General features: G+C 72.5%; 4 protein-coding genes. All 4 read left to right on the top strand.

Annotation, left to right across the window (positions count from 1 at the left end; all coding sequences use genetic code 11):
• Positions 1-1,993: condensation domain-containing protein (locus tag ACIP5M_RS34530; RefSeq protein WP_401204641.1), on the top strand; the 1,993-nt coding region annotated here is incomplete at its 5' end.
• A 53-nt stretch (positions 1,994-2,046) separates the two neighbouring features.
• On the top strand, positions 2,047-3,273 hold the full coding sequence (metK, locus tag ACIP5M_RS34525) for a methionine adenosyltransferase (protein ID WP_401204638.1): 1,227 nt from the start codon (positions 2,047-2,049) through the stop codon (positions 3,271-3,273).
• A 70-nt stretch (positions 3,274-3,343) separates the two neighbouring features.
• Entirely contained in the window at positions 3,344-4,324 is a 981-nt protein-coding gene (locus ACIP5M_RS34520; protein WP_401204636.1) for a carbohydrate kinase family protein, read from the top strand.
• Positions 4,321-6,404 (top strand): homocysteine S-methyltransferase family protein (locus ACIP5M_RS34515; protein ID WP_401204633.1); only part of this gene is annotated, 2,084 nt, incomplete at its 3' end. The genes ACIP5M_RS34520 and ACIP5M_RS34515, both read left to right, overlap by 4 nt.

Raw genomic sequence — 6,404 nt, 5'->3', positions numbered from 1 at the left:
CGCCCAAGGCGCCCAAGGCGCCCAAGGCGCCCAAGGCGCCCAAGGCGCCCAAGGCGCCCAAGGCGCCCAAGGCGCCCAAGGCGCCCAAGGCGCCCAGGACCCCGAAGACGACGCGGCCGCCCGGCCCGCCGGGCGCTCCCGCCACACCGAACGCACGGATCCGGAACCGGAAGGGCCGCTGCCCATCACACCCCTCCAACGCGACGTCCTCCTGAACGCGATGACCCACCCGGGCGCCGGGCTGCACGTCGAGCAGCTGCACTGGCGCTGGTACGGACCGCTGGACGCCCGGCGGTTCACCACCGCCTGGCAGACGCTGTACGACAGCGAGGCGGTGCTGCGCACCGCGCTGGCCAGGCCCGCCGCTCCCGGCGCCGGGCCGCTGCTCGCCGTACACCCGCACGCCGCGCCGCAACTGGAACGGCACGCGCGGGGCAGCGCCGACTGGCATGCGCTGCTGCTCAGCGAGCGGATGCGGGAGTTCGACCTGTACCGGCCGGGCACCGCCCTGCGGATCGCCCTGCTGGAGGAGCCGGGGCAGGTCTTCAGGGTGCTGCTGACCTACCATCAGGCGCTGCTCGACGGCTGGAGCGCGCGGGTGCTCCAGCGCACCCTGTACCGGGCGTACCTCGCCGACGGCCGGCCGCTCGGCAGCGAGCGCCGGCCCGACATCCGCGACCACACGCGCTGGCTGACCCGGCAGGACCCGGCACCGGCACGGGCGTTCTGGGCCCGCGCCGGAGCCCCGCCGGGCGCGGCCGGCCTCCCGGGGCGACCGGGGCGGGCCCCCGGAAGCGGCTCGCGGCTGCGCGGCCACGGGCGCACCCGGCAGCGGCTCACCCCGGACGAGGCGCTGCGCCTGCGGAACTGGGCGGCGGGCCGGGGCGCCTCGGAGAGCACGGCCCTGCACGCCGTCTGGGCCCTGCAGCTCCACCGCGCCGCCCCGGACGCGCCCGCGGTCGCCTTCGCGACGGCCGTCTCGGGCCGGGGCATCCCCCTCCCCGGCGCCGACCGCCTCCCGGGCCCGCTGCGCACCGCCCTCCCGCTGCACGTCCGCGTCGACCCGTCCGCCCCGCTGACCGCCCTGCTCACCACGCTGACGGACCAGGCCCTGGACCTGGCCTCCTACGAATGGCTCTCCCCGACCCAGGCGGCCCGGTGGTCCCCGCAGCCTGCGGGCGACCATGCCCCGGATCCGGGCGCCGGGCCCGGGTCCGGCGGCGGACCCCGGATCCCCGAATCGGTCATCGCCTTCGAGGCCAAGGCGCCCGCCGGGACCGCCGACGATCCCGTTCACGCCGAGCTCGCCGCCGAGGGGGTACGGGTCGGCGCCGCCGAGGCCATCGGGGCGCACACCGCTCTGCCGTTCGCCGTCACGGCGCACCACGACGCCGAAGGCGGACTCGTCCTCACCTCCGTGTACGACAGGGCGCGCGTCGCCGATTCCGATGCCGCCGAGACGCTCGCCCAGACCACCCTGCTGCTGCGGGAACTGCCCGACACCACCGGCGAGTCCGCCACCGTCGCCGAGGCCCTGGCGCTGCTCGACGGCAGCCCGGTGCCCCGCGTGGCCCGGCCGGCGGTCGGGTCCCGCACGCTGCGCATCCTGCGCGCGGCGGCCCGTACCGGCGCCGGCACGATCTGCCTGGTCCCGCCGCCCGACGCACCGCCCGGCTGCTACGACGCGCTCGCCGAGGCCTTCCCCGGCCCGCAGGCGCTGACCACCGTCCGGCCGCCCGCGGACGCGCGGACCGTACTGGCCGCGCTCCGGCCCGCCCTCGCCCGCGGCGAGCCGCTGCTGCTCGGCGGGTTCTCCGGCGCCGGCTCCCTCGCCTGCGAGGTCGCCGAACGCATCGCCTCGCACGGCTGGCACCCGCCCCTCGTCGCGATCGGCGGCACCCTCACCACCCCAGGGGGCGGCCCCGACCAGGTCCGCGCCCTCGCCCGGACCCTGGAGACGGCCGCGGCGGCGGCCACCACCGCCCGCCCCTGACCGTCCCCGCCCCTGCCCCACCCGACGCCCCGTCCCACACCACCAGGAGTGACATGTCCCGTCGTCTGTTCACCTCGGAGTCCGTGACCGAGGGACACCCCGACAAGATCGCCGACCAGATCAGCGACACGATCCTCGACGCGCTGCTCGCCCAGGACCCCGCCTCGCGCGTCGCCGTCGAGACCCTGATCACGACCGGTCTCGTGCACATAGCGGGCGAGGTGACGACGCAGGCCTACGCGCCGATCGCGCAACTCGTGCGCGAGAAGATCCTGGAGATCGGCTACGACTCCTCCGTCAAGGGCTTCGACGGCGCCTCCTGCGGCGTGTCCGTCTCCATCGGCGCCCAGTCCCCGGACATCGCGCAGGGTGTCGACACCGCCTACGAGAAGCGGGTCGAGGGTGCCGCCGCAGGTGAGGAAGGTGACGAGCTCGACAAGCAGGGCGCCGGCGACCAGGGCCTGATGTTCGGCTACGCCACCGACGAGACCCCCGAGCTCATGCCGCTCCCCATCCACCTGGCCCACCGGCTCTCCCGCCGGCTCTCCGAGGTCCGCAAGAACGGCACGCTCCCGTACCTGCGCCCCGACGGCAAGACCCAGGTCACCATCGAGTACGACGGAGACAAGGCCGTCCGCCTCGACACGGTCGTCGTCTCCTCGCAGCACGCCTCCGACATCGACCTGGAGGCACTGCTGGCCCCAGACATCAAGGAGCACGTGGTCGAGCACGTGCTCGCCCGACTGGCGGACGACGGCATCAAGCTGGAGACCGAGGGTTACCGCCTGCTGGTGAACCCGACCGGCCGCTTCGAGATCGGCGGCCCGATGGGCGACGCCGGCCTGACCGGCCGCAAGATCATCATCGACACCTACGGCGGCATGGCCCGCCACGGCGGCGGCGCCTTCTCCGGCAAGGACCCGTCGAAGGTCGACCGTTCCGCCGCCTACGCCATGCGCTGGGTCGCCAAGAACGTCGTCGCCGCCGGTCTGGCCTCGCGCTGCGAGGTCCAGGTCGCGTACGCCATCGGCAAGGCCGAGCCCGTCGGCCTGTTCGTCGAGACCTTCGGCACGGAGAAGACCGACATCGCGAAGATCGAGGACGCCATCGCCGAGGTCTTCGACCTCCGCCCGGCCGCCATCATCCGCGACCTCGACCTGCTGCGGCCCATCTACGCCCAGACCGCCGCCTACGGCCACTTCGGCCGCGAGCTGCCGGACTTCACCTGGGAGCGCACCGACCGCGCCGAACTGCTGAAGGCCGCCGCCGGCCTCGCCTAGGCAGCCGCCTTCCCGCGCTCCTCCCCACCACTCCGCCCTGCCGACAACAGACCAGCTCACAGGAGTCCACGTGCGTATCGCGGTGACCGGATCCATCGCCACAGATCACCTCATGGCCTTCCCGGGCCGGTTCGTAGACCAGCTGCTCCCCGACCAGCTGGCCAACATCTCGTTGTCCTTCCTCGTCGACACCCTCGAGGTGCGGCGGGGCGGAGTGGCCGCCAACATCGCCTACGGCCTCGGCGGCCTGCGCCTCGACCCGCTCCTCGCGGGAGCCGTGGGCCCCGACTTCGCCGAGTACGAGGTCTGGCTCAAGGAACACGGCGTCGACACCGGCGCGGTCCACGTCTCCGCCGAGCACCAGACCGCCCGCTTCATGTGCATGACCGACCAGGACTCCAACCAGATCGCCTCCTTCTACGCGGGCGCGATGGCCGAATCCGGCCGCATCGACCTGCACGCCCTGCACGCCCGCACCCCCCTCGACCTGATCCTCGTCTCGCCCAACGACCCCGGCGCAATGGTCCGCCATACCGAACAGGCCCGCGAGCTGGGCATCCCCTTCGCCGCCGACCCCTCGCAGCAGCTCGCCCGCCTCACCGGCGCCGAGGTGCGCAGCCTCGTCACCGGAGCCCGCTGGCTGTTCACCAACGAGTACGAGTCCGCGCTGCTGCGCGAGCGCGCCGAATGGAGCCACGCGGACGTCCTCGACCGCGTCGGCACCTGGGTCACCACGCTCGGCGCGCAGGGCGTCCGCATCGACTCCAAGGACGCGCCCACCGTCACCGTCCCCGCCATCCCCGACGTCCGCGCCGAGGACCCGACCGGCGTCGGCGACGCCTTCCGCTCCGGCTTCCTCGCCGCCGTCGGCTGGGGACTGCCGCTGGAGACCGCCGCCCAGCTCGGCTGCGCGATGTCCGCCCTGGTCCTGGCGGCCGTGGGCTCGCAGTCGTACGAGATCCAGCCCGAGCGGCTCCTCGCCACCATCCGCACGGTGTACGGGGAGCAGGCGGCCGGGCTGCTGGAACCGAAGCTGGGGCAGCTGATATGACGCCGAACACGCCGAACACGCCGACCACGACGAACACGCCGAACGCGCAAGAGCGGGCGAACAGCCTGAGAGAGGCGCTCGCCACCCGTGTGGTCGTCGCCGACGGGGCGATGGGAACGATGCTCCAGGCGCAGGACCCGACGATGGAGGACTTCCAGCAGCTGGAGGGCTGCAACGAGGTCCTCAACATCACCCGTCCGGACATCGTGCGTTCGGTCCACGAGGCGTATTTCTCGGTGGGTGTGGACTGTGTGGAGACCAACACGTTCGGTGCGAACCACGCGGCGCTGGCCGAGTACGACATCGCCGAGCGGAACTTCGAGCTCTCGGAGGCCGGTGCGAGGGTCGCGCGCGAGGTCGCGGACGAGTTCACCGCCTCCACCGGTCAGCAGCGCTGGGTCCTGGGCTCGATGGGACCGGGTACGAAGCTGCCGACGCTGGGCCACATCACGTACGCCACGATCCGGGACGCCTACCAGATCAACGCGGAGGGTCTCCTGACGGGCGGCGCCGACGCGCTGCTCGTCGAGACCACCCAGGACCTCCTGCAGACCAAGTCCTCCATCATCGGTGCGCGCCGGGCCATGGAGGCCCTCGGCGTCAGCGTCCCGCTGATCTGCTCGGTCACCGTGGAGACGACCGGCACGATGCTGCTGGGTTCGGAGATCGGTGCGGCGCTGACGGCGCTGGAGCCGCTGGGCATCGACATGATCGGCCTGAACTGCGCCACCGGGCCGGCGGAGATGAGCGAGCACCTGCGCTATCTGGCGCGCAACGCCCGCATCCCGCTCTCCTGCATGCCCAACGCCGGCCTGCCGGTGCTCACGAAGGACGGCGCGCACTACCCCCTCTCGGCCGCCGAGATGGCGGACGCGCAGGAGGGGTTCGTGCGCGAGTACGGGCTCTCCCTGGTGGGCGGCTGCTGCGGTACGACGCCCGAGCACCTGCGGCAGGTGGTGGAGCGGGTCCGCGGGACGGCGATCGCCGCCCGTGATCCGCGTCCGGAGCCGGGTGCTGCTTCGCTGTACCAGACGGTGCCGTTCCGGCAGGACACCTCGTACATGGCGATCGGCGAGCGCACTAACGCCAACGGCTCCAAGAAGTTCCGCGAGGCCATGCTGGAGGCCCGCTGGGACGACTGCGTGGAGATGGCCCGCGACCAGATCCGCGAGGGCGCGCACATGCTGGACCTGTGCGTGGACTACGTGGGCCGCGACGGTGTCGCGGACATGGAGGAGCTGGCGGGTCGTTTCGCGACGGCTTCGACGCTGCCGATCGTGCTGGACTCGACCGAGGTCGCGGTGATCCGGGCGGGTCTGGAGAAGCTGGGCGGCCGTGCGGTCATCAACTCGGTGAACTACGAGGACGGCGACGGCCCGGAGTCACGGTTCGCGCAGGTGACCCGGCTGGCGCAGGAGCACGGTGCCGCGCTGATCGCGCTGACGATCGACGAGGAGGGCCAGGCCCGCACCGCAGAGCACAAGGTCGCCATCGCGGAGCGTCTGATCGCCGATCTCACCGGCAACTGGGGGATCCGTGAGTCGGACATCCTCATCGACACGCTGACGTTCACGATCTGCACGGGTCAGGAGGAGTCCCGCAAGGACGGGATCGCCACGATCGAGGCGATCCGTGAGCTCAAGCGCCGGCACCCGGACGTGCAGACGACCCTCGGCCTGTCCAACATCTCCTTCGGCCTGAACCCGGCCGCCCGGGTCCTGCTGAACTCGGTCTTCCTGGACGAGTGCGTCAAGGCGGGCCTGGACTCGGCGATCGTGCACGCGTCGAAGATCCTGCCGATCGCCCGCTTCGACGAGGAGCAGGTGACGGTTGCCCTGGACCTGATCTATGACCGGCGCAGCGAGGGCTACGACCCGCTGCAGAAGCTGATGGCCCTCTTCGAGGGCGTCAACATGAAGTCGATGAAGGACGGACGGGCGGAGGAGCTCCTGGCCCTGCCGCTGGACGAGCGACTGCAGCGCCGCATCATCGACGGCGAGAAGAACGGCCTGGAGGCCGACCTCGACGAGGCCCTGCAGACCCGTCCGGCCCTCGACATCGTCAACGACACCCTCCTGGA

Source organism: Streptomyces sp. NPDC088762, from assembly GCF_044750905.1.
GTDB lineage: Bacteria > Actinomycetota > Actinomycetes > Streptomycetales > Streptomycetaceae > Streptomyces.
The sequence above is the reverse complement of the archived record's forward strand: the minus strand, read 5'-3'. Positions and strand labels throughout refer to the sequence as shown.